This is a genomic window from Dyella sp. OK584 (assembly GCF_057787755.1).
The window spans coordinates 2357300-2383626 of sequence record NZ_CM173542.1; the positions used below are offsets into that span (position 1 = coordinate 2357300).

The 26327-nt window shown below is 59.3% G+C and carries 21 protein-coding genes and 1 pseudogene; 12 read left to right on the plus strand and 10 right to left on the minus strand.

What is annotated here, in order from left to right:
- Window positions 1–179: 179 nt before the first annotated feature.
- The 5 genes from AC3CBN_RS10445 to AC3CBN_RS10465 all read right to left on the minus strand — a co-directional run bounded on the left by AC3CBN_RS10445 (window position 180) and on the right by AC3CBN_RS10465 (window position 8179).
- Complete coding sequence (locus AC3CBN_RS10445; protein ID WP_488632964.1) at window positions 180–2426, minus strand: S8 family peptidase; 2247 nt, start codon at window positions 2424–2426, stop codon at window positions 180–182.
- A complete protein-coding gene (locus AC3CBN_RS10450; RefSeq protein ID WP_488632965.1) occupies window positions 2419–3585 on the minus strand; it encodes an AAA family ATPase in 1167 nt (388 codons plus the stop codon). The genes AC3CBN_RS10445 and AC3CBN_RS10450 overlap by 8 nt, the downstream gene beginning before the upstream one ends.
- A 511-nt stretch (window positions 3586–4096) precedes the next feature.
- Window positions 4097–5494: a UvrD-helicase domain-containing protein gene (locus tag AC3CBN_RS10455; protein ID WP_488632966.1), complete on the minus strand. Its 1398-nt coding sequence runs from the start codon at window positions 5492–5494 to the stop codon at window positions 4097–4099.
- The gene (locus AC3CBN_RS10460) at window positions 5487–7094 is read right to left on the minus strand and encodes an ATP-dependent nuclease (RefSeq protein WP_488632967.1); all 1608 of its coding nucleotides are present in this window, start codon (window positions 7092–7094) and stop codon (window positions 5487–5489) included. Before AC3CBN_RS10460 ends, AC3CBN_RS10455 begins: the two co-directional genes overlap by 8 nt.
- A 401-nt stretch (window positions 7095–7495) precedes the next feature.
- Window positions 7496–8179, minus strand: coding sequence for a hypothetical protein (locus AC3CBN_RS10465; RefSeq protein ID WP_488632968.1), 684 nt, complete (start codon window positions 8177–8179; stop codon window positions 7496–7498).
- Window positions 8180–8409: 230 nt separating this feature from the next.
- Between AC3CBN_RS10465 and AC3CBN_RS10470 the strand changes: the two genes are divergently transcribed.
- The 4 genes and pseudogenes from AC3CBN_RS10470 (at window position 8410) to AC3CBN_RS10485 (ending at window position 10489) form a co-directional block, all read left to right on the plus strand.
- Window positions 8410–8694: a hypothetical protein gene (locus tag AC3CBN_RS10470; protein WP_488632969.1), complete on the plus strand. Its 285-nt coding sequence runs from the start codon at window positions 8410–8412 to the stop codon at window positions 8692–8694.
- Between the two features lie 259 nt (window positions 8695–8953).
- Window positions 8954–9097 (plus strand): annotated as a pseudogene (locus tag AC3CBN_RS10475) (hypothetical protein); the annotation flags it as partial.
- A gap of 60 nt (window positions 9098–9157) precedes the next feature.
- A complete protein-coding gene (locus tag AC3CBN_RS10480; protein WP_488636713.1) occupies window positions 9158–10078 on the plus strand; it encodes an IS1595 family transposase in 921 nt (306 codons plus the stop codon).
- A 33-nt stretch (window positions 10079–10111) separates the two neighbouring features.
- Window positions 10112–10489, plus strand: a complete 378-nt coding sequence (locus AC3CBN_RS10485; protein WP_488632970.1) for a hypothetical protein — start codon at window positions 10112–10114, stop codon at window positions 10487–10489.
- A gap of 4 nt (window positions 10490–10493) precedes the next feature.
- Here AC3CBN_RS10485 and AC3CBN_RS10490 read toward each other — a convergent pair whose 3' ends face one another.
- Window positions 10494–10631 (minus strand): hypothetical protein, encoded by a 138-nt coding sequence (locus AC3CBN_RS10490; protein ID WP_488632971.1) that lies wholly within the window; start codon window positions 10629–10631, stop codon window positions 10494–10496.
- A gap of 1015 nt (window positions 10632–11646) precedes the next feature.
- Here AC3CBN_RS10490 and AC3CBN_RS10495 point away from each other — a divergent pair.
- From AC3CBN_RS10495 to AC3CBN_RS10505, 3 genes are all read left to right on the plus strand, one after another.
- Complete coding sequence (locus AC3CBN_RS10495; RefSeq protein ID WP_488632972.1) at window positions 11647–15750, plus strand: RHS repeat-associated core domain-containing protein; 4104 nt, start codon at window positions 11647–11649, stop codon at window positions 15748–15750.
- A 56-nt stretch (window positions 15751–15806) separates the two neighbouring features.
- Entirely contained in the window at window positions 15807–16385 is a 579-nt protein-coding gene (locus AC3CBN_RS10500; RefSeq protein ID WP_488632973.1) for a hypothetical protein, read from the plus strand.
- Between the two features lie 1594 nt (window positions 16386–17979).
- Complete coding sequence (locus AC3CBN_RS10505; protein WP_488632974.1) at window positions 17980–18345, plus strand: YkgJ family cysteine cluster protein; 366 nt, start codon at window positions 17980–17982, stop codon at window positions 18343–18345.
- Window positions 18346–18355: 10 nt separating this feature from the next.
- On the opposite strand, the gene AC3CBN_RS10510 is transcribed toward AC3CBN_RS10505, so the two are convergent.
- Both AC3CBN_RS10510 and AC3CBN_RS10515 read right to left on the minus strand, forming a co-directional pair.
- Window positions 18356–19135: an anti-sigma factor family protein gene (locus AC3CBN_RS10510; protein WP_488632975.1), complete on the minus strand. Its 780-nt coding sequence runs from the start codon at window positions 19133–19135 to the stop codon at window positions 18356–18358.
- The gene (locus AC3CBN_RS10515; protein WP_488632976.1) at window positions 19122–19676 is read right to left on the minus strand and encodes a sigma-70 family RNA polymerase sigma factor; all 555 of its coding nucleotides are present in this window, start codon (window positions 19674–19676) and stop codon (window positions 19122–19124) included. The genes AC3CBN_RS10510 and AC3CBN_RS10515 overlap by 14 nt, the downstream gene beginning before the upstream one ends.
- Window positions 19677–19838: 162 nt before the next feature.
- Here AC3CBN_RS10515 and AC3CBN_RS10520 point away from each other — a divergent pair, with 162 nt between their 5' ends.
- Both AC3CBN_RS10520 and AC3CBN_RS10525 read left to right on the plus strand, forming a co-directional pair.
- The gene (locus tag AC3CBN_RS10520) at window positions 19839–20780 is read left to right on the plus strand and encodes a metallophosphoesterase family protein (RefSeq protein ID WP_488632977.1); all 942 of its coding nucleotides are present in this window, start codon (window positions 19839–19841) and stop codon (window positions 20778–20780) included.
- Window positions 20777–21139: a cupredoxin domain-containing protein gene (locus tag AC3CBN_RS10525; protein WP_488632978.1), complete on the plus strand. Its 363-nt coding sequence runs from the start codon at window positions 20777–20779 to the stop codon at window positions 21137–21139. Before AC3CBN_RS10520 ends, AC3CBN_RS10525 begins: the two co-directional genes overlap by 4 nt.
- Here the strand turns inward: AC3CBN_RS10525 and AC3CBN_RS10530 are convergent.
- Window positions 21126–21935: a dioxygenase family protein gene (locus AC3CBN_RS10530; protein ID WP_488632979.1), complete on the minus strand. Its 810-nt coding sequence runs from the start codon at window positions 21933–21935 to the stop codon at window positions 21126–21128. The genes AC3CBN_RS10525 and AC3CBN_RS10530 overlap by 14 nt on opposite strands.
- A 160-nt stretch (window positions 21936–22095) precedes the next feature.
- On the minus strand, window positions 22096–23958 hold the full coding sequence (locus AC3CBN_RS10535) for a DEAD/DEAH box helicase (RefSeq protein ID WP_488632980.1): 1863 nt from the start codon (window positions 23956–23958) through the stop codon (window positions 22096–22098).
- Window positions 23959–24076: 118 nt separating this feature from the next.
- Here AC3CBN_RS10535 and AC3CBN_RS10540 point away from each other — a divergent pair, with 118 nt between their 5' ends.
- The 3 genes from AC3CBN_RS10540 to rimJ are packed head-to-tail and all read left to right on the plus strand — an operon-like array spanning window position 24077 to window position 26272.
- On the plus strand, window positions 24077–24826 hold the full coding sequence (locus tag AC3CBN_RS10540; RefSeq protein WP_488632981.1) for an SDR family NAD(P)-dependent oxidoreductase: 750 nt from the start codon (window positions 24077–24079) through the stop codon (window positions 24824–24826).
- Window positions 24827–24875: 49 nt separating this feature from the next.
- Window positions 24876–25724: an S-formylglutathione hydrolase gene (fghA, locus tag AC3CBN_RS10545; protein ID WP_488632982.1), complete on the plus strand. Its 849-nt coding sequence runs from the start codon at window positions 24876–24878 to the stop codon at window positions 25722–25724.
- Window positions 25721–26272, plus strand: a complete 552-nt coding sequence (gene rimJ, locus AC3CBN_RS10550; RefSeq protein ID WP_488632983.1) for a ribosomal protein S5-alanine N-acetyltransferase — start codon at window positions 25721–25723, stop codon at window positions 26270–26272. Before fghA ends, rimJ begins: the two co-directional genes overlap by 4 nt.
- Window positions 26273–26327 lie beyond the last annotated feature (55 nt).

Genomic DNA, 26327 nt, shown 5'->3' on the forward strand with positions numbered 1-26327 from the left:
ATTAGCCCGCGCTGAAAAATGCTCATGGCGGTGAGATCATCGCCATGAGCTAACAACGGTAGCGCTCTCTGCCTGCATAGATTGAGGCTCTACGCACAATAAGATTGCCTGACGCCCCCTCTGTTGGGAAGTGAGCTCAGGTGCCGATCAATCCGATAATCGACCCCGTCAGGCCTCTTTCAGGTCGACAGCCTTTGTGCGCGAACCTTGTTGGGCAGATTCGAGATTGGGACGATGGGTGCCAACGTTGGGTAACTATTGATCACCGTATCGTAGAGATCCGGGTGCTTCGGCGCCGATACCGTAACGACTAGGGCGTACTGGAGTTTCGGAGCGGTGGATGGGCTATCGCTCTTTCCTGGCTGGCGCGCCTGATAGTGAATGTCGAAGACCGGACGTTTCAGAGATGTACCTAGGAAGCCCATTTCGGCATGGCGCACGGTGTCCCACTTGAAAGCATCAGTTCGCAACACTTGTTCCGACTTCTTTCCGACGCCCTCAAAAAACTTGTGCGATTTCGGAAAATCGGGATCAGGCTTCTTCTTAGGATCTTCAGGCACCTCAAGCTTGTCCTGGTGCGGCCGGAAAACGACGCCCAGACCGGCACGAGTGTAATCGCCCGGCGTATGTGGGTCGGTCTGGCACGAGTAGCAAAATGTCGCTCGAATCCTGACTTTCCCGCTCAATCCAGACGAAGGAATAGGTACGGTAACGCGTCGTACCTTGGTTGGCTCCAGCCAACCTTGATAAAGCACTCGCACACTGCCATCGGGGCAGACTGTAACGTCAGCGATATCCTCTGGAGCCAGACCCCAGCCTACTTCAGCTCGGTCATTCCCGCCGTTGTCTGAACTATGCACTATCAAGGCACGAATGCTGAGTGGGTTGATTCCGTTTCCAAAATGCGCCCTGATGGCTGTCGCTAAGCGCATTACGGTCGGCGTTGCGAAGCTCGTTCCATAGCTCTGCGCGAGCTTGCCTCCCGGAAACAGCACTTGGAATTTCGCGCTCTCAGTGCCCCCGAAGTGCACAACATCCGGCTTTACAACACCGGGTGCACGCCCAGGACCAATGCAACTGTAAGGTGCCCGCTTCCAACCTGTGTGTGAGCCGTCGCTGGCTCCTATCGCCAGAGCGTTGACGCAATCACTGGGAACCTGAACACGATTCCCGGGCGCGGCCAGGTCGCCATCATTGCCCACGGCAATCGTGCCAAGCATTCGGGCCTGATGGAAATGATCATCCAGCATCGTGGTCCAAGCGCTTACCTTGTCATCGCCAATGATCTCAACCGGGCCGATGCTGAACGACGCAAATTCGTAGTTCGACTCGTTGAGTACTTTGTCAACGTAGAGCATGACCGAGTACAAATTCTTGTCTACAGTCTTTGTGCCCAATGCGCGATAGTGATCAACGTGGCAGTACGGCCGCGGCTGCAGTCCGCTCTGCATGTGGCCGAATAAAAGGGCGGATGTGACGGCAAGACCATGGGCCTGGTACTTCGGCACCGGATCGCCAATGGCATCTTGGGGCTGGGGCTCAATAGCAGTCGCCCAGGAACCGAAAGGGTGGTCGTCAGGCAGCCCTCCATCAAACACAGCCACCCGACAATTCGGGTCAAGGGGTCCCTCTGCAGGAAGGGTCACCACTTCATCGTCAACGGCTGCACGCAGGATCTTGGGATTCTCCAATGGCCGAAGTTCAGGCATGGGACGAATGGCGCGTAAGTAGGAGAAGTTCGCCAACTTGCTCGCACTTTCAGCGTTCCCCGTAGCGGGAAGAAACCACAAACCGCGCGACTGATAGTTCTGATGAAGGTCAACCTTTACTCCGCAGCGTTGGGCGTAGGCGAGAAATTGATCTTCCCAGTCGTGATCTAGTTGGCTATCAAAGTGCAGCACAAGCTCCAACGGTTCGACAGCGGAATTGATCTTCCCCTGGATACGCTCAGCCGCCGTTTGTGGCCCAATCGCCTCGATCTTCATGAGATCTTTAGCGAGCAAGTCGTCCGGGGCTTCAATGGCGTTCGTGAGGCTCCTGAACGATTCGCGCGTTCCGGCGACAAACAGCACAGTGGAAGGGACGCCCTCGGGCTGCTTGCTTCCTCGTCCGTTTCGAGGCCTCACGTTTCGTGGCAGGCTACCAACAAGACGGAGGCCAGCATCTGACAAAAGATTTGTTGGGAAATGAGTGCGGGAGTAGTACTTGGGATGAAGCGTTACCATCGAAATGACCACATCCCTTGGGCATGCCTCCGGCGGGAGTGAGTCGAACGTTTTTTGCTGTGCCGTCAACATTGGCCGAAGATGTGCCCGCTGCGCCTCCAACGTATAAGGAGCATCGGCATCCTGCGGGCCACTTCGATAGCGGCTCGACTCCGTCAACGTCTCGCCACGGCCGAGCAAAAACTTCGGTTGATCACTCATCGCCTATCACTCCATGTAAAGCGGTCTTCAACGTTTCGCGTGCGACCTTGGTTATTCGACTGGCTTCGCGCTGCGGCACGCCCGCTGATTGCACTAGACCAACAGCAACCTTCTTGCGAGCGTCGCGCTGTAATGTCGGTGCGCGATCGCCGGCAATTTCCTTCAGCACCTTTGCTCCTTCGGCCTTGCCTCCCAAAACATGAGCCCGGCGCAACCGATTTAGATCCCTAACGAAATCGCTGTGCGACGTTTCGCCCATGAGCTCAGCGAGAATGTCCGACCACCCGCGCGGAAAATTCTTATGCCCTACAACGATTTGGCGCGCCAGAACGGCCAGCTCGCCGGCGGTAGGGGCGGGAAAACTGATCGTCTGGTCAAAGCGCCGTGTTACAGCGCTGTCGAGCAGGTGTACGTGATTGGTTGCGGCAATGAGCAGATTCGTGGACGGCCAAAGGTCGATCTCCTGCAGCAACACGGTCACGAGGCGCTTGAGCTCCCCGATGTCACCATCGTCATCGCGCTTTTTAGCCACAGCATCTATCTCATCCAGAAATAGTACGCATGGCCGGCGCCGGGCAAACGCGAAGGATTGCTTAATGTTATTACCCGTCCTCCCCAGCAAAGAACTGATCACCGTAGCAAGATCAAGGATGAGCAAAGGTACATTGAGAGCAATCGCGACCTCACGCGCGGTCTCGGTTTTCCCTACACCAGGTGGTCCGGTGAAAAGCACGGCCTTGGGTGCCCGGAGTCCGGCATCAACAAGTTTCTTTCCCGCACGACGCTCACTGATCAATTGCGAAATCTGACGCTGGAGGCCTGAGTCACGGACGAGTGGATGGTTCAAGACCGGAGGATCTTCCGCGCGAAGGAGGTCAGTACGCGTGTCCTCATCAGTTGGCAGCGGCTCGGCGAGCGACATATCGGCCTTTCGAGCCGACCGAATAGGGTGTGTCTGAATCGGGTTGTCTTCCACAAAAACTGCGTTCTGCAGCATGTCTGCTAGCGAATCTCCCTCGGCCCGCAGCATCCTTATCAGTCGCATGACTTGGATTTTTAGCCGCTCTACATCCCCCTTGGCGCCGAACCTTGCAACCTGGACTAATTCAGACCTAAAACGCTCGTTTTGACCATCAGCATCTCTAAGCCATTGTTTCATAATCGTATTTATCTTCGTTAAAGTGGCCTAATTGATAGAGTTTTGCACATCAAGTGGTGGTAGGCAATGACATTGAGCGGACCCTAGAGGCTCCCTGGATCACCGGCTGAGACATCCGTGAAAGGCGGGTTACAACGGCGCCCGCCGCCCCTGTGCGACGAGTGGCCAGCCTGATCAACAGCTTGTTGCGCGTCCTGGGTGCCGCTGGCGCGTGCGGCTATCGGGGACATGCATGACGACTCATCGGTCTAGCGAACGGCCATGGCGTCTGCTGAGGTTTCCGGCCATATCCATTGAGATCGTCAGCGATCATGACCCACCGCCGGAGCTCCACCTCACCTTTCATCTGTCCGATCGAATCTCGATAGTAGTGCTTCACCAATCCGCCGCATCAACCCGGCTTACGCCAATGCGCCGCTCAAGATTTACCAGGCCGCATGTTCAGACAGATCGAAATTCGTACGGATCGGCATTGGATAACGGAAGATATCCCCCATGCGAAAGGACTGAATCAAATAGCGGGGACCGGGAACTGTAGATACCGCTCAGATGATGCGATCGTAAGCGTTTGGGTCGCTCGCGAAATTGCCACGTAAAACAACTTGGCTTGTGCCTGTCGTTCGCGCAAGAAATGCGTGGCATCTGGGATAACTACATGGTCGAACTCAAGGCCTTTCAATAGCAGCGGCGTCGAGATTGTGCGCTTGGGCATCCGTCGACCCGTGATGCTCGCTCGTTGTCGAACGCGGGTCGCTGCTTCCACCATAGTGAAAGCGCGCTCCGCACTCACTTCAGCCACGGCGCGCTCTGCGTCTCTCCATAGCTCATTTCGAAACAGCTTCCATTGGGAATGCTTACGTGCCATGGACAGAAGTTGTGCCGCAGCATTCGTTCCGTTCCCCATTCCGAGTACGTCGGCAGCCTCACGCATGCCCACTCCCAGCGCCTCATCTTCTGGACTGGCGGTTTCGCCATCTTTCAATTTGCGTATCTGAAAACACTCGGTAAGCAAGCTGGTGATCGCCGCTCGTCTGCCAGCTGCGTCGACGGCACGATCCCATGCCAGTGCAAAGGCGCTCAGGCGGCTTGCTGCAATCTCTTCAATTGCTTGATAGCCACCACCCGCTGCACTTGCCAATCGGTAACAAAGGGTTTTGTTGCAATGGATGGCTGCGAATGAACCTTCCTTACCGTCCAGATGGTCGAAGAAGACACCCATGTCGAATGCATCTTGCGAATGTCGATAGTTGATCGGGCCCTGAGCCAAATCGATCTGCTGACCCCGTATGAGTTTTTCGCGGGCTTCAGCGATCCACGCTCCCAGTTCTGGATTGGTTGTTCGCCAGCGGTACGGTATCTCCAACGTTCCAGAAAAGGGAAATTCGGGATGAATCTCACCGTTCCAGCTAAGCGTGGCTCCAGCGAACTCGAAGATACCTTGCATCGGATCACCAAAGATCAGAGTCGGAACAATCTCTGACAGCGCTGTGGCTAGAGCATGCTGCAAGGCATTGCAGTCTTGATATTCGTCCACGAGGATTCGGTCATAAGAAGCCGCCACGACTTCACGGATAGCGCTGACGCGTAGGGCATCAATCGTTCCGCGATAAAGTTGATCCCACTCGCCCCCATTGCTTGGCAGGCCGGGTGGCGGCACGGACACTTTCGGGAAAGCGTGGGCATAGCGCATACACCATCCAGCGATTGTGTCCACGGAGACTGCTGAGTAATCCACCCGTAACCGTTTGAGCCGTGCGCGGATGGCATGAACGCCTGCGTGCGTATGCGTCAAGATCAACGCGCGGCGTCCCATAGATGCGACGTTGGCGATGAGTTCGGTCTTTCCGTGGCCTGCCGGAGCAACAATCGCGCCGTTGGCAAGCGCAGCGAGCTCGATAGCTTCAGCCATAGAGCCAGGCCTCAGCTGAAGCCAGCGTCTGTGCAAGTGGTGAAGTCGGATGTTCCTGAGAAATTTTCCACATGATGGGAGCGAGGCCTCGCCCTATGCGCTGATCCTTAAACCATTTTTTAGCGACAACGACTTCTGTGATGATTTTTCGGAGCTCCGAACCATCCAAGTCACGTGGCCATGAGGCGAAATCCAGTTCAATGCTGGCACGGTCGAAATCTGACAGTTTGTTCAGCAAACAATTGTTGACCGAGTCTTCTCCTCGCTCAGATCTCGCGTAGTCGAGGAGCTCTTGCACGTGCGCATCGGATGCGATGCCGATGATCGCCTGCTCTGTATTGAGCCCGCTTCCATACTCGAAAACACGGACGCCACGCCCCGCCAATTCAATGAGTTCCGGCTGAGTGAGCGCTGTATCTGAGTCCCGATAGAGAGCTGTGACGTAACCCAGCTTCGACAACTCCAGCGCCATTGAACACGCCTGCCCTCCATTGCCATCGGCAATTGCAGAGCCAACCTGCTCGATGGGGCGGCCTTCATGCATAGGCGGCCACTGTTCGCGGACACCAAGCAATAAGCCAACTTCAGTCATCCCTTCGCAGACAAGGATGCGTCGTGCGAACAACGCGCGCGGCGTGAACCGCATAAGCACGCGGATCGGATCCGGAACACCCGGCTCATGTAGCGAGGTGTGGCGCGCAGGTCGGGCGGTCTGGACGACATAAAGACCTGTGGCTCCTGCCTCACCTAACGCGATGTCTGAATGTGTCGTCAGCAACACTTGGCCGACGGGCTTGCTCTCATTGGTAGCTTTCGCTTGGTCTGATTTCAGTTGGGCGATGGCCCCTATAATCCGATGGGGTTCCAGACCGTGTTCGATTTCATCGATCAGAAGAATGGCGCCCTCGGAGATGGCCGACTTCTGAATCGCCAGCGTGGCTAGCCTTCGAGTGCCAAGTCCGGCCAAACGTAGCGGCACTCCTTGATCATGCAGTGCAATGGCGCCGGATGAAAGACCAGATCGCCCCAACTCGAGTCCTGGCACATAGCCGTATTCGACGTAAGCACCCAAACCCTTAGCGAAATTCTCTGCTGCCTTCGCCACCTTGGAAAGGGATTCAATTTTATCGAGCTCAGCGCTATCCCGCGCGGCCTTGTAAGCCTCAGCTAGGCGCGCAGCAGCTTCCTCCTTGCCACTTGTTAACCGCGATAGCACAGAACCTTGGCCCCATGAAAGATGTCGAGCATCCTCGCCAGCAAGGCGAACTAGGCCAAACAATGCTCGATCACGGTTGGATAGCGTGCGGGGCTCGTCCATACGATCACAGATCAGCTCCCACGTTGGTTCCAGGGTGGCATCAACTAACAGCCGGACCGTCAAAACCGCCTCATCACCATTCTCCGGCTCGTCGCGTAACTCTCCTTGTGGCGTCCATCCCCGGATGTAGAGCCCAACACGCTCATCCGACTTCAGTGCCTGGGAAAGCTCACCTACAGTCGCATCGATCTCAATTACATGAGCCGTGTTGGCGCCGAGGAAGTCGGATTCGGAGAACGAAAACCAGCGCGATGAAAGTACCGCCTCGACAGCATCGAGCACCGTGGACTTCCCTGAGTCACCCGCTCCTATCAAGCAACAAAAGGCATGACCTGGTTTCCAATCTAGTGAAGCCACACCCCGAAAGTTGGTGATTCGCAGCTGTCGTATTTGCAAGTTATCTCCTTACGGCGCCTCCGCAGCGCCCCTGGCGTTCGTTGCATTCCAGCTAAGCAGCCTGAGAGAAATGTTCAGCACCCTGGCCATAAGGCCTTAAGAATGCCTCGCAAGTTCGGTTGGTTCCTGACTCGTGGCAATCAGTTAGTTGGTCTAGAGAAGCAGGTCTCGCCGATGAATAAAGGGATTGCCAATATTCCGGAATCGCTTCTTGCTCGGAGGTTTCGTTCGCGCCCGGCCGAGTTACTCGCACCACACGGACTACTTGTTCGGAAGAGTCCGATAGCTCAGCTCGTGCGGTCGGAGAACGCATACATGACTTCCGCATGATCGCCAATTGCTGCAGTTTCTTTCGCTGTGAAGATAACCCGATTGATCGCGAGCTCGCACAAGGCGGCAGCATCGCGGCAAAGCTGGTCTGAGAACCGCACAATATGATTTGCAGTGGAATAGCCCTGAAGCCTATCTGTGTAGGCCACTATGGTTGAGATGAAAGCCGTCTTCAGCGCAGTCGCCACTTCGGTCTCGCCAAAATGTATGGCCTCCTTGTACAGAGCACCTAGGAGTGCAGCGCTGTCCAAAGATCCGATCTTGGTGAGCAGGTCTACGCCTGCCTGATAGGCCTCATTAAAGCCAATCTTCTGACTCCTGGCCGCTTTCCGTCCCCACACCTCATCGTGACGGGGACGCGACACGTCTAAAACGAACGAAAGTTTCAATATGAAACTCTTAAGCGAACGCAGGTCCATATCTGGGTGCCTTAGGAGATCCCAGAGCCGCGATCGGAAGATGGCCGCACTTCCATAGCCGGACTCATGCTGGTCGACGCTGTCGATCAGATTAGGCTCGCGAGTTTCGCAGGGCACGACTCCAACCCGACGGATTCGCTCGAACGCTTTGTTGGGAATGTTCCCTCGTCTCGCCACCGAGATGGTGCCCAAAAAGCATTCGTTGAGCTGATAGTCGGTCAACCCGGATGCGATCTTGACGTGCCAGTACCAAATCCGCGCCCTCAGTGCGTCTAACGGGTCGCGTGCTGGCCGACCGCGGCGGCGAACGGGCTGCCTGGGCCGGTCCGGGCCCAGTCCAAGCTGCAAGATGTGGCTAATTGGTGGCACGTAATTGACTATTTATGGACCACTTTCGCGAACTATCGCACGTCGCGACACTTCGGCATACCTCAGCTCACGGCCATGCCCTCATGTCGACAGAGAAACAGCCAGACCAGGACTCCGCAGACCTGGAACGGCTTCGCGGCGATCTCTTGAGTCAGTACGGCGTGATGCTGGACCACGTTCAGCTTCGACAGGTTCTGGGCTACCGAACGGCAAGCGCCTTCCAACGCGCGATCACGCTGGGGCGCATCGGCGTGCGCGTTTTCAACGTTCCCGGGCGGCGGGGCAAGTTCGCCCTGTCGGCAGATGTAGCTGAGTGGCTTTGGAGGGCCAAGAAGCAAGCCGAGGGGAGCCAAGGAGGTACCACATGACGTAGCACCTCGGCCCCAGGACAAAATCCGGGAAGCAAAAGCACAAAAGCCCAGAGTCTCCTGGCAGAGATTTCTGGGCTTTCGTGGGATGCAGATTTGACATGCCTGCAGGCTCATTTTGTGCCAACGCTCGACTAAATGCAACGCGCCTTCCCAGGCGCGGCAGGTCGTCCAGCGCCCGGTGGGCCGGTCCCCGGTCCCATCCGCCACCCCGCATTCGCCGGGGCTGGCCCGACTCGCCTGTTTCAAAGGCAAGCAGATGGCACAACACACCCTCCACAGCAAAGAGGCGAGAGATTTCGCCCGTTTTGTTCACGATTTGACCAACGAAGCTGCCGAGCTACTTCTGGCCGAGGCACGATGGGGAAGTACCGATAAACAAGGCTGTCCCCGATGTGGCGCCTACCGAAAGCATTACCGTAGGGCAACGCGTCGGCAGTGGCGTTGCGCAGAGTGCGATCACATGTTCAGTGTCACGAGCGGCACGTCGCTGGATCGACACAAACTCTCCTTTAAGCGGATTGTCCTTGCCTACCTCATGTTCGACAACAAGGCCAAGGGCGCGGCCCTATTGCTTCTAAGTCGCGACCTCGGGGTGACACCTAAGACCTGTCAAGTTCTCGCGGGAAAGGTCAGAGAGTACTTCGTGAAATCCATGGATCTAACCCCACTGGAAGGGATTGTGCACATGGATGGTGGATACTTTTGCGGTAAACCGCGAAAGCCCAACCGCAAAATCAAGATGCCTGCCGATGCGATCGCCAAGCGATTCGGTAAGAAGAAGATCGAGAGTTCAACGGAGCCCTGGGTCGAAGCTGGCATGACCCGGAACAATTGGTTGAGACGGGCAGACAAACGCGTCGTCATATCACTTTGCTCGTCCGCAGGGCACGGCAGGGGCTCGGCCCGGACCATCGCTCTGGTATGCCAGTCGGAGAACGCCGCGGATGTAGCGCGGATAGCCGAAAGGTTGATTTCCAGCAAAGCCATCGTGATGACGGACGAAGGCTCAGCCTATGGCGTTCTAAGCAGCATGCACGAGCATTACGTCGTATCGCATGCGCGAGAATTCAGCACTTCGGAGGGCGTCTCCGACAACATGTCGGAGACTTTCAATAGTCGTATGCGGCGTGGCGAGTACGGGTCCTTCCATGGCTTCCGACCAAAGTACCTGCAAGATTACGCTGCGGAATTTGCTTGGCGAGAGACTAAGCGGAAACTCCCGCAACGCGAACGCGTGCTTGAGATCCTTCAAGGTCTTTTGCTTCCGGGAAGATCTCAGTGGTGGCGTGGTTACTGGCAGGGCAACCACCGGAGGCACGAACTTGGGGTGGATTTTTTCTTAGCATCAAATATGAGGGCTGACGGAAATGAGGCTAGTTGACGTGACAAACCCTAAACAGCACATGGAGCGCCGATGCACTGCGAAGTCCTAACGGGTGAAATAAGACTATTCGACGTTGAGCAGGCGCTGATGATCAACGGGATTGTCGTGCTTGAGACCACACGAGTTGAGGCGCGCAGCATTGAGGATCAAGTCAGATCTCGTCTGTTTTCGGACGGAGAGAAGCTCTTCAGCGAAGACGATGAAGGTGAAGGTGAAGAAATTTTGTTGCATCTATCCATTGACGTTCCGCCGGATCGCGGATGGTCCCACTACCTGATCTATTCAAAGACATTTCCATACGTCCTCGACAGTGCGGGATTCGATCGTGCGGCGCACTTTGTCCGTAAGGCCGTAACTGCTTGGACCGCCAATGGCTCACCAGACAAATATGCACATAGGATGAGGTGAGCGATCAACGAGTCACTCGCCACGGACATGTAATGAACCAGTGGATGCGTCGGTCGTCCTTGTTGGGCGCTGTTCTCAACGCGGATCGCGCCTCATGCACCAGTCCCCCCACATAGGCATCGCCACACTTACTGATACCCACCAACCGACCCTTGCCGCTAGAGCTGTGCTGTCTCGGTGTCAATCCAGCGAAGCGGCCATCTTGGAAAACGCCAGCCAACTGACCAGCGTCGCCAAACGAGTTGAACTCTCAACGCAAAACTAACTGGCCAGGGTCGCCAAGCGCACTCACCGCTCAACGGGGGGGCTGACCACGAAGCACCACACTGACCGGGTTCGCACTGATCTATATCTCTCATTCACGCCGCAGCCCATCCGGGCCGCTGCCATTTGGCCTGGGGTGGCTCTGATGATTGGCGCAGCGATCTGCCGGAAGTCTATGCCTCTCGCCCAGGTGCGTCCGCCGATATGCAAGTCAGTTGGGGGGCGACTCCATTTGATGGCGTAAAAATGTGATGGACGACGCGCTACTGATGATGGCGCCGCCCCATGACTGTTTGCTATACCTCTTTCAGGGCATTCAAAGCGGCGTCGGCGCCGATAGGCCGAAAGTCTTCACAGGGGAAGTGCATGATCACTGGCCGTATCGCGCAACTTGCGTGTTGCTTTATCGTGCTCTCATTGTGGGTGTCGGCGGTACATTCAGCCGCCAGTGCATCCAGTCAAGCGTCGGCGCTAAGGTAATGCATCACACTGGCTTGGCGCATACACGTTGCGCCTTCGGGGGAGTCATGGGGTTCATGCGCGCCGTTGCTTTGGTGCTGTGTCTGACGTTTGGCTTGATGGGGACGGCGTTGGCCACTTCGCCGCCCTCCTTGGCGACAGCGCCCACCTTCTTTGGTCCGCCGTTCTCCTATGCCACACCTCCTTCGAGCGACGGACAGCTCAGTTGCGCCACATACCGATACGGTCCGTGCTATCCCTACGACAGCCTTCCGCAAATCATCACCACATGGTGGGTTGGGATGGCTATTTTCAACTGGGGCCATTATCCCAGTCCCTACTGTCCCGGATACACCGCGACTTACTATCCCAACGGTGCCATAACAGGCCACATGGCCTCCGCGTCAGACGCGCCGTGGCCATGTGAGGAGGGAATGGAATTCTACGGTACGGGTTACCCCTACAAAGCCGATAAGAACAATGGCCCTCCCTGCACGTGCGCGGGCGATCCGATCAACCTTGGCACCGGCAACGAATATCGCGACGATGCCGATGCCACGTTAGGTGCGTTGGGTCTTCATCGGTACTACAACAGCCACCCATCGGCTTCCTCCTCGCATATCGGGGCGCACTGGCGGCACAGCTTTGATCGCAGCCTGATATATCTGACCGATGGCACTCATTCGACCGCCAACGTGCTTCGGCCTAATGGGGTGAAGGTGATCTTTACCCCGCAGGCCGGTCAGTGGACTACCGATACCGACATGGCGGATCGTTTGACGCAGCAGACGGATGGGGCAGGTAATCTGACCGGGTGGCTTTATGTCGACGCCGCTACGCGCGATCAGGAAAGCTACGACCCCAATGGCAACCTGTTGTCGATCGTCGATACGAGTGGACAGGTCACTACACTGACCTACAGCACCGTATACACACCGACGACGGTCGCGCCATCGGTAGGCCTGCTACTCGCGGTCACCGATCCACGCGGGCGGTCGCTCAGTTTTACCTACAGCGCACAAGCCAACATCGCGACGGTAACCCAGCCGGACGGCGGTGTGCTCAGCTATGCCTACGACGCGAATGGCAACCTGGCCAAAGTCACCTACCCGGACATGACGTTCCGCCAATACGTCTACAACGAAAGCGCCCTCACTGGTGGCACGAGTCTTCCCCACGCCTTGACGGGGGAGATCGACGAGACGAACACCCGCCTGACGAACATCGGTTATGACTCGAGAGGGCGAGCCACGATGTCGAGTTCAGCAGGGAATGTAGATGTCACCCAGGTGACCTACAACAGCAATGCCACGACCACCGTCACCTACCCCACTGGTGCGCAGACCACCTTGAGTTTTGTGGTGCCGAGCGGCTCCGTGCGTGCTGGCGCGGTGAGCGCGCCCTGTGGTCCCGGCTGCGGCCAACCCAACGCTGCCGCAACGTTCGACAGTAATGGCTATGTCGCGACGACCACGGATTTCAATAATGTCGTCACCAAGACTACCTACGATGCAAACGGTCTGCTAGATCAACAGATTGACGCCTCCAGCACTGCGAACCAGCGCACCACAAACATCGCATGGAACACCGCGCTACGCGTGCCACTGACACGCACCGTACTCGACAATAGCGGCAACCCTGTTGCTTCGGCCTTATGGGCCTACAACAGCTTGGGGCAACCTACGGCTCGCTGTGAGGCCGATCCCTCCGTGTCGGGTGCAACAAGCTATACGTGTGGTAGTAGCGCCAACGCCCCCACTGGCGTCCGTCAATGGCGCTACACCTACTGCAACGCCGTGGACGGCACGCAGTGCCCGCTCGTTGGTCTGTTGCTGTCGGTGGATGGTCCGCGCACTGATGTCTCAGACGTCACCCAGTACAGCTACTACTTGTCGACCGACGAGTCCGGCTGCGGCACGTTGGGTGCGGCTTGTCATCGTGCCGGTGATCTCTACCAGGCCACCAATGCATTGGGTCAGGTCGTTACTCTCATGGCCTACGACAAGAACGGTCGCGTGATGCGTCAGTCCGACGCCAACGGTGTCATCACCGACTTTACCTATCACCCGCGTGGCTGGCTGCTGACTCGCACGGTACGTGCCAATGCGGATGGCTCACCCTCGGCCAACGATGCCGTCACCACGATCAGCTACAAGCCGTACGGTGCTGTCGCCTCGATCACTGATCCGGATGGAGTGCTTGTCACCTATACCTACGACGCCGCGCACCGCCTGACCGACATCACCGATGCGTTGGGTGACCGTATCCACTACACCCTGGATGCGGCCGGCAACAAGACCAAGGAAGAGACCTTCGATCCCAGCGGCACGGTGCGCCGGTCGTTGTCGCGTGCCTATAACACGCTGGGCCAGCTGACCAAGGTCACCGATGGCCTCACCCACGATGTCTTCAATGCCGCCTACAGCGACAGCTACGATGGTAACGGTAACCTGGTGCATACGGCTGATGCGTTGGGGATACAGCGCAAGCAAGGCTACGACGGTCTGAACCGTCTGCAGTCCACCATCGACAACTACAACGGCACCGATCCAGCGACGCAGAACACGCAAAGCGTGTTCGCCTACGATGCGCTGGATCAGCTGCAGGGCGTCAGCGATCCGGATGGCCTCAACACCGTGTATGGCCATGACGGCTTGGGCAATGCCACCTCAGTGCAGAGCCCAGACACCGGCAGCACGACCTACGGCTACGATGCCGCCGGCAACGTCACCCAGCGTACCGATGCCAAGAGCATCACCAGCACCAGTACGTACGATGCGCTCAACCGTCGCACCGCCACCACCTATGTCGATGGCACGCTCAACGTGGCCTATGGCTACGACGAGCCCAGCAGCGTCACCGGGTGCACCAGTTCCTATCCCGTAGGGCGTCTGACCCGAATCGTCGAAGCCAGTGTCACGACGGTGTACTGCTACGACACCCACGGCAATGTCATTCGTAAGAGTCAGACCCAGGGCACGGCCACGGATGTCACCGGCTACGGCTACACCCTGGCTGACCGACTGGCCAGCACGCTGACTGCGAGCGGGACGTCCATCCAGTACACCCGCGACGGGGCCGGGCGCATCAGTGGTGTCACCGCACTGCCCGCCGGCACGACGGGCGCCGGCGCGGGCAATGTGGTCACCGCGGTGAGCTACATGCCGTTTGGTCCGATCACCAGCTACACCTTGGGTAATGGCCAAACCGTTACGCGCACGTACGACGCCAACTACGCCCTGACCGATGTGGTGAGTCCGGCGTTGAACCTGCACTTCGCCCGCAATGCCATGGGCAACATCACCGCGTTGGGTAATGCGCCTGGCGCCAATCCGGCCAGCGAGACGTACAGCTACGACCCGCTGTACCGCCTGACCGGCCTCACCGATGCCAACGGCAACCCGGAAGAGTCGTACACGTATAACAAGACCGGCGACCGGCTGAGCAAGAGCGGAAGCGGTCTGGCTACCGGCACGTACAGCTACCAGAGCGGCACGCATCAACTCGCCAGCATCGGCAACGCCAGCCGCATCTACGACGCGAACGGCAACACCACCGGCACCACGGTGGGCGGTGACACCTTCGGTTACGGCTACAACGGCCGGAACCGCATGACGGTCGTGCAGCGCGATGGCAGCACTGTGGGCACGTATACGTACAACGCGTTGGGGCAGCGGACGGCCAAGGCAGCGACCTTCCCAACGACCATCAACCAGCGCTTCGTGTATGACGAGAACAGTCAGCTGCTCGGCGAGTACGGCACCAGTGCGCGCGACTACATCTGGCTGGATAGCCTGCCTGTGGCTGTGGTGGATACCTCAGGCACCACCAGCACGGTGAGCTATGTGCAGGCGGATGGACTGAACGCGCCGCGTGCGGTGAGCGACAACAGTGGTGCGACGATCTGGTCGCTTCCGTATCAGGGCAATGCGTTTGAGGAGCTGCAGCCGACATCGAGTAACGGCTTCATGCTCAATTTGCGGTCCGCTGGCGAATACTACGACGCAGAAAGTGGATTGAACTACAACATAATCCGAACGCGCGAACCCGGCACATGGCGCTTCTTGCAAAGCGATCCCAAAGGACTGGCCGCCGGCATGACCACATATGCCGCTGTCGAGAATAACCCCTTGACCCGAGTTGACCCTCTCGGATTGCAAGAAATGCTGCTCTCGCCAAGGCTGTTCCCGTCGAGTACCTTGCTCAGCGAAGAACCTCCTGTGATTCGGCCTCTCATTGAGCCGGTTAAGCCCCTGCCTCCAGGCGCTCCGGCACCTCAGCTTCCTGAAGGCTTTCCGAAAATTCCGACAGATCCTGCCCAATGCCCTGGCAAAGGTTGGCAGTGGCGTGGCCCTGATGCTCCCGGTGGTCCTCGTGGCGCCTGGTACAACCCTGAAAAAGGATGGACTCTTCATCCAGATATGGATCACCCGGAGCCCATTGGCCCGCATTGGGACTGGATAGACGAGAATGGTGTCAAATATCGGATAACTCCGCAGATGCCACCCATTGATCCTCTTCATCCACCGATCGCATGAGGACTTCACTTAGCTCAGTTGCCATTGTTCGGGCCTCCTCCTCGCAGGAGGTGGCCTTGAGGGCGCTCATTGAAGCGAGTGCTCAGGCGATCTTGCCGCGCGTTGCGGATGCCGATCTTGAATCCCTATTGGCCGATATCCGTCTCATCACACATGCAGAAGTTGGCGACCTGGCGCCGACGCACAACCTCTTGGCGGGACTTGAGCACTCCCCGACGGTTACTTCAGCCGATGGCGCCGTATCTCTTCTTACTGGAGCAAACGACGTCGCAAGTCACCTTGCGTCCGCGCTATCGAAATTCGTAGAGGGTGGCGAAGACGTTTCGCTCATGATTCCCAATGCCTACGCAATAGAGTCTGAAATTGATTCGTTAGTGGTCCGCAATGGCATTCCGACACGCTTTCACGCTGGTCAGGTTTACCATTGCTTTGACGCTACAAATTGCTCGCCTGAGTCAATTCAGAGGTCGCTCGGCTCGACCATAGCAATGCATTCAATTGGCTGGGTCCTTAGTGGCACCAATCGTGATAAGAAGGCGATCCTTGCATTCGTCTCGGTGTTTGATGGCGACGGATGGGCGATTGCGGGATCCATTGAGACCATATTTCCCCGGCTACGCCCCCTGATGCACTAGGTGGTCCGCGTCAAGTCCAAGTGACCGTGCTCCGGTTCGCGTGTACACCTGACCCTCCCCCTAGGCGTAGTGCCACAACTTGGCGTATCCCCAAGGCAGTCCGCTGATTTATTTGGCTTGCAGCCGGGCAGTCATATCCGACGAGATCAATCAGGTCGGGACGAGTAGTTGGCGCATTTGGTCATCAGCAGCGTGGTACCCATCACCACACTGATGTTCACACCGAGCCGGAAAGGTGGTCAGTTGTCACCGTAATCCGCAGTCATTACTTACCACGAACTATTTCGTACAAATTTGGCATCGTAGCGGGAAGCCCGGATGACTGCTTCCGGATTGCTGGCGAAAACCTCCGCGGGCACGCGTGTCACACCATCGAGTCCAGCCAATACCATAGTTGCCCCGTGCAACCAAAACGCACGGCGCCAACCTCCTGTGTCGGCTCTCGGAGTGAAATCAGCGTGGCTGGCGAGAGCTGTCAGGAGGTCGCGGACGCGCTCATGTATGTGCCCACTTGGAGTGAGCTGAAAGGGGGGGATAGCGGTAGATCCGCTCTACCGGCGACCAGACTCCAAGCAGCTCTCCTGCATTTCGTTTGTTCCTAGCCCAATCTTCCCTGCCGGTCCTTCCGTCGCCGTTCGTGGAAGTAATGGCATCCACTTTGGGCCCGACGTCCCCCCGCTTTCAGTAGCGGGGGGACGTCGGGCCAATTTCGTGCAAGCAGCTCGTCGCGCAAGGCGACTGCAGCTTCGATTGGGGTCAATGTAGGGGCTATCTTTGCCATGAGGACGGACCGGTCAGAGTTTCAGAGACACTCAAGAACCGCGTTGCGCGTAGCGCCGTATCAACTCTACGGTTGACAAGTCTCAAGCAAAACCATCTCGGCGAATCGGGTTATAGAACATCTCGATGCAATCGAACTCATCTGATGCCGATGCCGTCCGTGTCTGGTAGTCGTGTCTCTAGTCTAGTCGCCAGACCTCGTCATTGAGTGACACTCGCCACATCGCTTCATCCTCACCGTTGCGAAGCTTTGGCTTATTCTGAGGAACGTGTCTCTCTACCTGTCCGGACTTTACTAGTTTGTGAAGGCGGCGGCGTATTAGTGGGCGAATCCGCTCACAATCATCTTCCCCGATATGTCCGACCAGCCCCACGACCTCGAAGACTATCTGGGTAGTTGACTTCCAGTCGGTTCGTCCACGGAGTACCCGTAAGACCAGACGCCCCAACTGTCCGTAGGGCAGCAAGCGTGCACTCTGAGGCCTGGTATTACATATACCTTCGGCATGAATCTGTATCTCGTGGAGCGCCAAGGTTGAATCGATCACACACAGATGGCGGCGAGTATCGGATATCCGGTGCGCCAATTCATCCGCTTGCTGTTGAAGGCAAAGGTATTCGGCTTCAAGTTTCTGAAGCTCTCCCGCAAAACAGGATCGCTTCGTAATCAGCCACTTAAGTGAAGATGGGGTGCGCCAAGCCATGCCGGCAGATTAGCCTGGCACGCGGCCAACTTCTTGGTGCTTCTGCTACCAAATAGCGCGTTCTAAAATGGCAGCGCTGCGCGCCTTGGGGTGCGCTTTGAACATCATCCATGCTGCATCCCTGTCTTCGTTGTGGCGCCTGCTGCGCCTATTTTCGCGTGGCTTTCCATTGGTCCGAAGCCGATGCGGGGATGGGCGGCGTGGTGCCTCAGGAGCTGACAGAGACGTTCGATCCGCACCGGCTGGTGATGCGCGGCACGCAGGCATCCAAGCCGCGCTGCGTCGCGCTGGTGGGCACGGTGGGGCAGGCAGCTCATTGCGGGATCTACGAGCAGCGGCCTTCGGTCTGTCGTGAAGTGCAGCCGTCGTGGGAGTTCGGCGCGATCAGCCCGCAGTGCGACAAGGCACGCATCGCACACGGTTTGCCTGTGCTGACGCCGGCGGACTGGCCGAGCGAGCCGGTGCCAGTGCCGTGATGGGTCAGCGTCAGCGGTTGGTTGCGGTACCCGCCTCATTCTGGAAGGCGAGCACGAACTGCTTGAGGTCCGTCTCGCTGACGTCGGAGATGGCCGCGTACTGCATGCCGTCGGCGGCCCAGCGAATCACTGTATAGCCGTGTCGCTGCGACTCTTGTGACGCCGCTGCGGTGACATCCGCAGGCCACTGATAGAGATTGATCACATGCAGCCGTCGCCGATAGATCAGGGCGGCGGCGGCATGGCCGTTAATGGCATCTAGGCGTCCGCCTTCCAGCGGGAAACCCTCGCCGGCCAGCTCTTTCACGTGCGGCGAGAAATCGAGCTTGCCGGCGAACCACGGTTTCACCGTGTGCTGGTCGGTCGACACTACGTCCATCAAGTGCTGTGCCTGAAGCGAGCGGACATGGCCGCTGATGACTTCGGCCACGATGTCGCCGTCGCCCAGGGCAGGCGCCCGCCAGGTACGGAACGCCAACGGGCTGGCGATCAGCAGCGCCCCCGCGAAACCCGCGGCGGCGGCGAGCATCAGCGGCGAACGCCGGGTGCGCTGTGCCGTCGCGATATTGACCACCGTCGGCGCCGGGCTCCAGCGTTGACGCAGTTCGTCCGGCGCGCGCCGGTACAGCGCGGGTTGGGCGAGCGCCTTGTGCAGCGTCGCATAGCCTTTGTAACGGGCCGTGCATGCGCTGCAATCGTCCATGTGGCGGACGATGGCGACGCTTTGCGCGGCGTCGAGCTCGTCGTCGAGATAAGCGTGCAGGAGCAGCGTGATGTCATCGCACGTCATGGCGACGTACCTCCCTGGGATGGCAGGTCAGTTCGGCCTTCAGGCGCTCGCGTGCGCGGGCGAGGCGGGACATGACGGTTCCAATCTTTTGTTCGGTGATCGCGGCGATCTCTTTGTATGAACACTCCTCCAGCTCGCGAAGCACGATCACTTCGCGCAGCGGTGGCGGCAGATGTTCCAGTGCGACCTGCAACGCACCGACATCCACCGCGAGCAGGGTCAGCGTCTCCGGAGACGGTCCTTCGTCGATCAGCGGATGCGCATCGTCGTCCAGCGCAGCGTGCAGTGCTTCGCGTGGCGCGCTGGTGCGCAGCGTGTAGAACGTGTTGCGCACGATGGCGAGCAGCCAGACACGCGCGTCGCCGCCACGGAAACTATCGAAATAGCGAAGCGCCCGCAGCAGGGCTTCCTGCACCACATCCTGCGCGTCCGCATCGTTATGGGCCAGCCATCGCGCCAGGTTGTAAGCCGCATCGAGATACGGCAGCACCAGCGCCTCGAAGCGAGCGCTTCTCGCGGGTTGGTGACTGGGCAAGTCCATGGGCATAAGAGGTAAGACCTCTGTTTGCGCCACTTTATTCCAACCCGGGTCGCAAGTAGCGAAATAGGGTTGATAGAGGGAATAGACGGCTGGCCTGGTCGGTAATGAGGGGTGTGGGCATGGCAGGCGCCTTGCCCGTCCAACCGCCAGGAGATACCGATCATGCAGCGAACGAACGACAACGAGATGGCTGGCCGGCGTGAATTTCTCAAATGCATGGCCTGGGCAGGTGCCGGCACGCTCTGGCTGATGAAAGGAGGCGTGCTGCACGCCCAGCCGCTCGGACACGGTGCCGGCGCGTCCACTGCCGATGCGAGTTTCAGTTTCGTGCAGATCAGCGACTCGCATATCGGCTTTCACAAGGCACCGAACATGGATGTGGCATCTACGCTCCGCGAGTCGCTGGCGATGGTCAACGCGCAGCCGACGCGACCGGACTTCATGCTGCATACGGGCGACCTTACGCATCTGTCCAAGCCCGAGGAGTTCGATACGTTGGCGCAGCTGATGCAGGAAGCGCGCACCGACAAGGTGTTCTACGTACCCGGCGAGCACGACGTGATTGGCGACAACGGCGCCGAGTTCTTTCGTCGCTTCGGCGAACGGCAACAGCCCGGCGGCTGGTACAGCTTCGATCATCGCGGCGTGCATTTCGTCGGGCTGATCAACGTGCTCAATCTCAAGGCAGGTGGCATGGGTTCGCTGGGTGGCGATCAGCTGGCCTGGCTGAAGAAGGATCTTTCGGGTCGTTCCGCCGAGACGCCGCTTGTCGTATTTGCGCACATGCCGTTGTGGCCGCTGTATCCACCGTGGGGTTGGGCCACTGACGACAGCGCCGAAGCTATCGCCACTCTGCGCCGTTTCGGTTCAGTCAGCGTGCTTAACGGGCATATCCACCAGATCCAGCAGAAGGTGGAAGGCAACATCACGTTCTACACCGCGCGTTCCACCGCCTATCCGCAACCCGCGCCAGGTGTCGGGCCCGCACCGGGGCCGATGAAGGACGTGGCACCCGATGCGCTGCACGGCTATCTCGGCATTCGCGATGTGCACCATGTGCAGGGACGCCACGCGCTTGCCGTCACCGATGAGTCACTGACATGAGCGCGGTGCAACTGGCGCGCGCGCTCATGCTGGGTGGCTTGCTGTGCTGCAGTGGTGGTGCGGCTGGAGTGGTTCACGCGGCCGAGGCCGCCGGTGCAGGCAATGCAAAGGCCATCCAGGTCGACATTCGTGAATTCGCCTTCAGCCCACGCACGCTTACCGTGCCGGCAGGCACGCGCGTGGTCTGGACCAATAGCGACGATGAGCCTCATCGTATTGCGAGCGCTGGCGGCACGTTCGCGCCGTCGCACGCGCTGGATACCAATGACAGCTATGCGGTCACCTTCTCCAAGCCTGGCAAATATGCGTATTACTGTTCGATCCATCCGATGATGGTCGGCACCATCATCGTGCAGTGAGCGGTGCCTCGCCGCTGTCGAAGCGATAGATGTCCATCGCCAGGAGCCCGTACTCGATGCCAGCATCGATGCGCTGTGCCTTGGCGGTCGCACCTGCGGCACCCAGAGCGACGAATAGCGGCAGCAGATGTTCGTCGGTGGGATGTGCGCGTTCGGCGAACGGCGCCTGCTGGCGGTAGTCGAGCAGCGCATCGACGTCGCCTTCGGCCAGTTTGCGCTCGATCCATTCGATGAACGGCCGTACGTACGGAGCTTCGCGCTCTTCGCTGTAGCCTTCCCGGAAGTCGTGCAGGTTGTGCGTGATGCTGCCCGAGCCGATGACCAACACGCCTTCCTCACGCAGTGGCGCCAGCGCGCGACCCACGGCGTACTGATGAGCAGGCCCCAGTGCCGGCTGGATCGACATCGGCACCACTGGGATATCGGCTTTCGGATAGAGCAGGCGCAACGGCACCCAGGCGCCATGGTCAAGGCCCTGCGTGGGATCGAGCGTCGTGGGCAGGCCAGCCCTGTCGAGTAGTTCGGTGACGCGTGCGGCCAGTTCTGGTTCGCCGCGTGCCGGATACTGAATCTCGAACAGTTCGCGCGGGAAGCCGTAGAAATCGTGAATGGTTTCCGGGCGAGTGGCGCCGCCCACCTGTGGCTGCCGTGCCAGCCAGTGCGCAGTGGCAATGACGATGGCCTTAGGGCGCGGCAACGACCTGGCCAGCTCAACCAGACGCTCGCCTACCAGCCGCGGCTGGAGGGCGGTCATGGGCGAGCCGTGGGAGATGTACAGGCTGGGGAGGGCGGTCATGGCGGTTACCTCGGGGGACCGCCATAGGGTAGGGGCTTGATGCGAATTTGCAGCGTGCGTGCGGTGAACGATGCGTCACGCTGGTCGAACAATCGCATTGGTTATCCGTCATTCCGTCATTCCGGCTTTCGCCGGAATGACGGAATGTAGAGGCATCGAGTTACTTCGCCCGACGCGGCGGCTTGCCGCCGCTCTGGCCGTGCGGGCGCGGCTTGCCGCCATGCTTCTTGAAGCCGCCACCGCCGCCGGGACGGAAGCCACCGGGCTTGTGCGGCGACGCTTCGCTTGCGCCGCTGTCGTCACCGTCCCATTCCTTGATGCGCAGCTGCTGCTGGCTCACCCACACCTTCTTCAGGTGGTCGAACACTTCACTCGGCATGCCATCGGGCAGGTCGATCAGGCTGTACTCGCCACGAATGCTCAGGCGACCGATGAAGCCACTCTCCAGGCCGGCCTCGTTGGCAATCGCGCCGATGATGTTTCCGGGCTTCACGCCGTGCTCGTGACCGACCTCGACACGATAGGTGCGCTTGCCTTCTTCGGTATGGTGCGCGCGTACCGGGCGCGCGACAAATTCGCGCGGCGCGCTATCGCGATCACGTGGTTTGTGCTCGCGTGCGGCGTGACGAACATCGGCGTGCTCACGGGGTGCGTGCTCGCGTGGCGCAAATTCGCGCTTCGGCGGGGGCGTGAGCAGCAGCGGCTGGTCGCCTTGTGAGATACGTGCCAATGCGGCGGCGATCTCGATGGCGGGGATATTGTGTTCCTGCTCGTACTGCTCGATCAGCTGCTGGAACAGCCCTAGTTCGCCGACGGCCAGCGTGTCGCTGATGCGCTGCTTGAACCTGGAGATGCGCACGTCGTTCACCGCCTCGACGGTGGGCAGCTTCATCTCTTCGATGGGCTGGCGCGTGGCGCGCTCAATCGCACGCAGCATGCCCTTTTCGCGCGGCGTGACAAACAGGATCGCCTCGCCGCTGCGGCCCGCACGACCGGTACGACCGATGCGATGCACATAGCTTTCCGTGTCGTACGGAATGTCGTAGTTCATCACGTGGCTGATGCGGTCCACGTCCAGACCACGCGCAGCCACGTCGGTCGCCACGAGGATGTCGAGCTTGCCTTCCTTGAGCTGCTGGATCACACGCTCGCGCTGCGCCTGCGCGATATCGCCGTTGATGGCGGCGGCGGCAAGGCCACGTGCCTGCAACTTCCCGGCCAGTTCTTCGGTGGCCTGCTTGGTGCGCGCGAAGATGATCATCGCGTCGAACGGTTCGGCCTCGAGAATGCGCGTCATGGCGTCGAGCTTGTGCATGCCACTGACGAACCAGTAGCGCTGACGGATATTGGCGGCGGTGGTGGTCGACGACTTGATCGTCACTTCCACCGGCTCTTTCAGGTGTCGCTGCGCGATCTTGCGGATCGGCGCCGGCATGGTGGCGGAGAACAACGCCACCTGGCGCTGCGGCGGCGTGGCCTGCAGCACTTTTTCCACGTCGTCGATGAAGCCCATGCGCAGCATTTCGTCGGCTTCGTCGAGCACGAGGAACTTCAGCTCGGACAGATCCAGCGTGCCACGATCGAGGTGATCGATCACTCGGCCGGGCGTGCCGACCACAATGTGCACGCCGCGCTTGAGCGAATGCAGCTGCGGGCCGTAGCTCTGGCCACCGTAGATCGGCAGCACCTGCAGGCCGGGCATGTGCGCGGCGTAGCGCTGGAACGCTTCGGCCACCTGGATGGCCAATTCGCGCGTGGGTGCGAGTACCAGCGCCTGCGGCTTGCCGGGCTTGAGGTCAATGCGCGACAGCAGCGGCAGCGCGAACGCGGCGGTTTTGCCGGTGCCGGTCTGCGCCTGGCCGAGCACGTCGCGGCCTTCCAGCAGTGGTGGAATGGTGGCGGCCTGAATGGGCGAAGGCGATTCATAACCGACATCGGACAGCACACGCAGCACCTCCGGATGAAGGCCAAGCGCAGCAAAGCCGGCGGCTGCCGGCTGGGAATCGGAAGACGGGGAGGACATGGGGAACCTCGACATGGCATGCACGGCGGCATGCGGGAGAATGACGCTATTGTAACAGGCTGCCTCGCCTGAGCCGGGGGTTTTGTTACACCTATTGCCTTATTACCGAGGGAAATTCATGTCAAAACCTCTTGAAGGCCGTGTTGCACTGGTGACTGGGGCCTCTTCGGGCATCGGTGAGGCCACCGCGTTGGCGCTGGCCGAAGCTGGCGCCCGTGTGGCCATTGCGGCCCGCCGGCGGGATCGATTGGAAGTGTTGGCGACGCAGCTCGAGGCGCTTGGCGCCGAGCCAGTCGTCCTGGTGGCGGATCTGACTTTCGAGCTTGAGGCACAGCGCATCGTGGCCGAGACGGAGGCGCGATATGGCCGGCTGGACATCCTGGTGAACAACGCCGGTGTGATGTATCTCGAACCCGTTGCCGAAGCGGATCTTGGCCGCTGGCGGCGCATGCTGGAGCTGAACGTGCTCAGCCTGATCGCTGCTACCCAGGCCGCGTTGCCCGGCATGACGGCGCGGCGTGACGGTCACATTGTGAATATCTCGTCGACGGCGGGACGGGTGGCCAATCCCAATGCTGCCGCCTATGCCGCAACGAAGTTCGGTGTGGTGGGTTTCTCCGAAGCGCTGCGCCGCGAGGTATACCAGCACAACATTCGCGTCACGGTGATCGAACCGGGCGTGGTGGAAACCGAGCTGCGCGAACATATTGGACACGCCACCGTGCAGGCAACCACCAACGCGTGGGCCGAAGGCATGCGACAGCTGCAAGGGCGTGACGTGGCCGACGCCATCGTGTTCTGCGTGTCACGGCCCGCACACGTGAACATCAACGAAGTGTTGATGAGGCCGACGGACCAGGAGCGCTGAGCGCCGCGGCACTATGATGGCTGCCAATGCGATGACAGGGATAGGAGCCATGACTGGAATCGAGACGATCTCCGAGCAGCGTTGCCACGACGGCGTGCAGGGTTTCTATCGGCATCATTCGGAGAGTTGCGATGGTCCGATGCGCTTCGCTCTCTTTCAGCCACCGCACGCTGCGAATGAAGTGTGTCCTGTGCTGTATTTCCTCGCAGGTCTCACCTGCACCGAGGAAACCGCGACGATCAAGGCGGGCGCGCAACGTCTTGCGGCTGAGCTGGGCTTGATCCTGGTGATGCCTGACACCAGCCCACGCAACACCGGCTTCGAGGGCGCCACCGGTGATTGGGAATTTGGCGAGGGTGCGGGTTTCTATGTGGATGCGACGCAGGCGCCATGGGCATCGCGTTTTCGCATGCACAGCTACGTCGTGAACGAACTGCCAGAGCTGCTGGCGCGGCACTTCCCGATCGATCGGGAACGCAGTGGCATCACCGGTCATTCCATGGGAGGCCATGGTGCGCTGACCATGGCGCTGCGCCACCCAGGTCAATATCGCTCGGTGTCGGCGTTTGCACCCATCGTGGCGCCAAGTCAGGTGCCATGGGGCCAAAAGGCGCTGCCACGTTATCTCGGCGATGACACCGCCACCTGGGCCGAATACGACGCCTGCGAATTGGTACGCCGCCAAACATTCGATGGCACGATCCTGATTGACCAAGGCGAAGCGGATGGGTTTCTCGCTACACAACTCAAGCCCGAGTTGTTTGACCAGGCATGCGCTGAAGGTGGGCAATCGCTGGTACTGCGTCGCCATCCTGGCTACGACCACAGTTACTACTTCATCACCAGCTTCATCGACGATCACTTGCGCCATCACGCATTGGCGCTGGGCCGCTTGTGAACCTGCTTCACCCCATCACCACTCCGCGCGCACTGATTCGCGTGGTGGATTCCACCGACGCCGGGCGGCTGCTGCGATATCGCGTGCGGAACCGCGAGCATCTGGCGCCGTGGGAGCCATTGCGCGAATCCGCGTACTACACGCTGGAGCACTGCACCCAGACACTGGCAGAATCGCGCGAGGCCGTGCGCTTCGACCGCGCCTATCCATTCGTCGTGCTTGACCTGGCTGGCAATGACATCATGGCCAACCTCACGTTTGCCAATGTCGTGCGTGGAGCCTTCCAGGCGTGTCACCTGGGCTACAGCATCGCTGCGCACCGGCAAGGCCAGGGCTTGATGCAGGAGGCGCTGGAGGCGGCCTTGCAGTGGGGGTTTCACGAGCTGGATCTGCATCGCGTGATGGCCAACTACATGCCGCGCAATGACCGTAGCGGCAGGTTGCTGCAGCGGCTCGGCTTCGAGCAGGAAGGCTACGCCAAGCGTTACTTGCAGATCGCCGGCGTGTGGGAGGACCACGTGCTCACGTCACGCATCCGCGATGGCTGATGGAGGCTCCATGTAGGAGCGGACCCTGTGCGCGGCAAGCCTGCCACCCAAGGTG